The sequence below is a fragment of the Moraxella sp. K127 genome (genome assembly GCF_015223095.1).
Lineage (GTDB): Bacteria > Pseudomonadota > Gammaproteobacteria > Pseudomonadales > Moraxellaceae > Moraxella.
Genome location: NZ_JADFBZ010000087.1, coordinates 1 through 4484, shown reverse-complemented (window position 1 = coordinate 4484; position 4484 = coordinate 1). Strand labels below are relative to the sequence as shown.

3 protein-coding genes and 1 pseudogene are annotated in these 4484 nt (G+C 40.5%); all 4 read left to right on the top strand.

All coding sequences use genetic code 11. The features are described from left to right. Positions 1-474, top strand: a 474-nt coding sequence (locus IM753_RS12655) for a hypothetical protein (RefSeq protein WP_194109434.1), incomplete at its 5' end; no start/stop codon positions are given. Next, a complete protein-coding gene (locus IM753_RS12650; protein WP_194109433.1) occupies positions 452-1198 on the top strand; it encodes an apolipoprotein A1/A4/E family protein in 747 nt (248 codons plus the stop codon). The genes IM753_RS12655 and IM753_RS12650, both read left to right, overlap by 23 nt. A 332-nt stretch (positions 1199-1530) precedes the next feature. Next, on the top strand, positions 1531-2094 hold the full coding sequence (locus tag IM753_RS12645; protein ID WP_194109432.1) for a hypothetical protein: 564 nt from the start codon (positions 1531-1533) through the stop codon (positions 2092-2094). A gap of 3 nt (positions 2095-2097) precedes the next feature. Then, a pseudogene (locus IM753_RS12640) lies at positions 2098-4484 on the top strand (hypothetical protein); the annotation flags it as partial.

Genomic DNA, 4484 nt, shown 5'->3' with positions numbered 1-4484 from the left:
GTAAATATGAATGCTAAATTAATTGAAAAAGGTTTGTCCTATGGTTCAGCAACAATAGCAGGTGCAGATTCCATTAATGGTGCAAAACAAGAAATTGATAAAGAACCAGAAAGCAGAAATGATTTGAATACCGCTAGCAATTCAGCTCAAACTGTCGCTGCTTTTGGTTCTCTAAATCAAGTTACTGCATTAATGACTGCCCCTATGGCGGCAACAATCACGACTGCAAAGATTATGTCTGACTTAAAAAATGGCAATACTGTATCCACAGGCGATGTCATGGCAGTAACAGGCAATGTGCTAACATTTGTTGGTACTATGGGGTTACTAGCAGGAGCAACAGTAAGTGCACCTGTGGTTGTTGGGATAGGCTTTACAGTTACTGCATTGGGGGCTTTGGCAAACAATAAAGATGTAATTATTGACTTTTATAATGATGTCGCCAAAGAGATTGATAAAAAAAATAGATTATAAGTTAAATGAACTATCAAACAAAATTGGCGAAACTGCCATTAACACCCACAACGCCATCACCAATGGCATAAATAACACCAAAAACACTTTAAATGACATCGCCTCTGGTAAAGCATTTAGAGATTCTATGGATAAACTCGCCCCCAAAATTGGCGAGGCTGCCATCAATATGGATAAAGCCATCAATGAGGCAATGGCAAATGGTGCTGAGAAAGTTAATAATGCCATGCAAAAAGCCACTGATGCCTATAAGACCGCCGAACAAAAAATCGCAGATGCCTACAAAGCTGCCGAACAAGCCCTTAAAGATGGTGTAAAAACTGCTGAGGAGGCAGTTAAGGAAGCTACTCAAAAGGCTGAGCAAATCGCCAAAGATTTGGCTAAAGAAGTCTCCGAGACTTTCAAAGAAGTCTCCGATAACCTTGCTGATGCTTTTGATAAATATAGACAAGCCGCCGAAGATGCTTTTAATAAATGGAAACAGCAAGCCGAAGACTTTTTTGATGACTTTAAACTTCCCAACCCCTTTGATGATCTCCCTGATGACCTTGCCGAAGCCTTTGCCAAATGGGCAGGTATCAACCGCTCAGGGTTTCATTATTTCTATGATCCAATCGTACTCGACTTAGATGGTGATGGTGTGATTACCACACAAAGAGCATTATTTAATCATAATAATATAAGTATACTTGCAATCAATGAAGAAGAAAGATGGGCGGCTTGATTGTTATAAAAGAAGATAGATGTTATGTTTGTGAGTGAATGAATGGGTGCATAATTTGTTGGTTTTGGTGGACTAGGTCTTGATAATAAAACTTAGTGCATTAAGGCTTAACATGTCGGGTGTTGCTGTCGTTCAACCCAACCTACGAGCTGTTTGATAGGGTGAAGTAGCTTTTATCATCATATGCTTGCTATTTATTCAAATATTCTATACAATAAACGGTACTTTTGTAAACAAATATTCTAATGATAAATTTTTTGATTAAAAGCTATAAAAACCTAAACTCATTCAATCGATTTTCATTCTGGCTGTGTTTGGGTTTTGCTATATGTATGACAATCTTTTTATTGTTGATATGTGAGGGTTGGCACATTCCTACTGATGATGAGATACACTATACTAAGGGTAAGATGTTTGTGGTTACTGAGCATTTTCAGACACAACGAGGTCGCAGTAGCGTTAGGCATATACAAATGCATACTGATGATGGTCAGACCATGTATTTTAAATGTGGCTATTCTGCTTATGATTATATAGAGTATAGTGGTTGTTGGGCTGATCCTGATTTAATTAAATCAGCTTATGGCAGTATTGGGCATAACGACTCTGCCAGAAACAACATTCGCTTGGTGCATGGCAAATACGGAGAGATAGGTTGGTACACCCAAAAACCGCTACTGTGGTTAAACAACCCATACCCTCAGCTAATCTCCTTAACCATCTGGCAAGATGGTAAACTTATCCCTATAAGAAACAAAGAAGTAACCATTCAAAGCATGCAGAGTCATCCTAGTGAAGTCTCTTTTTTTATTCTTGGAGTTTGGGTAATATTTTCTTTGATGTTTTTGTTTGGTTATAAATATATTGGCTCTCAACCACACTTTAATGAGGAATAAATAATGGCAACCCTACCTAAGATTTCAAAAGAAAATGCCGATGCGGTATCAGGAGCGGTTACTGTCATGGCTAATGGTACTAATGGGCTTAATAACGCTGGTAATACTGGCTCATTTGTACCAAATCCGACTGTTTCTACTGGAACTGATGTTGTTATTGGTACAGGTCAGCTGGCGGTCGGTGCGATGCAGACAGCAGATATGGTGGCTACACTGCCGGGAAAAGAAAACGGATTTTTAGCCACAAAGACAGCGAGAAAATTGGGCTGGACTGGTTTTGGGTTTAATTTGGCGGGAACCGTAAAAGATGGCGTTGATATTCATAAAGAATTAAAGGGTAGCAGAGGCGACTGGTCGCAAGTTAAAGCCAAAGAAGTGTTAAGTTTATTATCTAATCTAACAGGGACGGTTTCAAGTTCTGCCTCTATTGCGGCAATGGGCGGTGCAGCTGCTACTGCGACAGGGGTTGGGGCTCCTGTTGGTGCACCAGTGGCGGGCTTATCAACAGTAGTGGCGGTGGGTGCAGGTTCAATGAGTGTTGGTTTGGGGGTCGCTGCTAATTCGGTTGATGAAAATTTGACCATTGGACAACTGTTGGACAATATGGGGAGCTATATCTCTGATTCTAGGTTGGGTAAATTTGTTTCCGAAGCTATTGATGAGGCTAGAAAGAGCGAAAACCACAGCCCAACCAAATTACTTGAAAAACTGCTAACACCAATCATGGAGTTTGGTATTAATCTTTCAAAAGAAGGTGATGAGCTTAGCAAAGAAATGGAGGATCTGGCGGAAAAAATCAAGGATACTTTAAAAGACATTTTGGATAAGATTGCTGATCTCAATCTCCCCAACCCCTTTGATGACCTCCCTGATGACCTTGCCGAAGCCTTTGCCAAATGGGCAGGTATCAACCGCTCAGGGTTTCATTATTTCTATGATCCGATTGTACTCGACCTAGATGGTGATGGTATAGAGACGATTGCTTATGATAAATTAAAGAAAGCTGTTTTTGATCATGACGGTGATGGCATTGCTCATGCGACAGGCTGGGTGAAAAAAGATGATGGCATACTGGTGCTAGATCGCAATGGTGATGGCATCATTAATGATGGGCGAGAGGTGTTTGGTGACAGCACGATTTTGAGCACAGGTGAGACCGCCAAGCACGGCTATGAGGCACTTGCCGACCTAGACAGCGATGGTAATGGCAAGATTAATGCCGATGATGCCAAGTTTAATGAGCTTAGAGTATGGCGTGATTTGGACAGTGATGGCGTGAGTGATGTTGGGGAGTTATTTGGACTTCATGAGCTTGGCATTGGTGCATTAAACCTTGATTATCAAGAGGTGGATAGGAATCTTGCAGGAGGCAATAAACTGACTCAGCTTGGCAGTTATGAGAAGCATGATGGCAAAACAGGTGTCATGGGCGATGTGAATTTTAACTTTCATGGTGTGTACACCAAACATCTCGATGGTGTAAAAAGTACAGATGACAGATTGCCAAATCTACAAGGCTCTGGGCGTGTCAGAAGTCTAAGCGAGGCAATGACACTATCTTCTGAGCTTAGAAATATCGTCGTCAATTACCTAAATGCCAAAAGCAAAGATGAACAGCTGTCAATGATGGACGGCTTGCTCAAAGCGTGGGCAAAAACCGATCCTGATTATCAAGATTATGAAAAGCCGATTTTCTTGTCGATAAGAAGCTCTAGTTCCCAAAAAGGTGCGGTGGGCATTGCAGGCAGTGGCGGTGCTACAATAATTGATACAATGGGCATGGCAGAGTTTGATAAAATCAAATATAAAATTGGTGTTATCGATAGTTTCATGAGCACAAAAACAGATAACATGTTTTATGCTAACGTCAAAGACTTTGAAAAAACAACCAAAATTATCAATGATACTTATGATAGGCTGATTAAGTCTGTTTATAGTGGACTCTATCCGCAAACTGTTCAGAATCGTTATGGCGATTTGATAGATATTGTGGTGGATGTCAAAGATGGTAATCTTCTGTTTGGTTTGGACATTAACCGACTGGTGAGCGACTTTAAGGCAAGGTTAGATGTAGGTGGTCAAACCGCAATGTCTGCCTTTGGCGATATCATGGAGTATTTTGCTTATCTTCAAGTGCAAACACAACCTAACATTGTTGGTAGAGATAAGTTGGTTAATTTGATAGAGCATGTTGTATCTAGCATGCCAAAACATGAATTGGATGGTTGGATAAATGGTATTGATTTTAAGATTGATAGAGAATTACCAATTAAGATGGGCGATGCACAAGATAATCATTTAAATGGCGGTGCTGTGTTTGCAGGTGCTGGTAATGATCGGTTGACTGGAACTAAAAATTCTGACCTCCTATTTGGTCAAGATGGTAACGA

Excerpts from the sequence above, each read along its gene's own strand:
- IM753_RS12645 (WP_194109432.1), top strand. The coding sequence starts at position 1,531 with ATGACAATCTTTTTATTGTTGATATGTGAGGGTTGGCACATTCCTACT.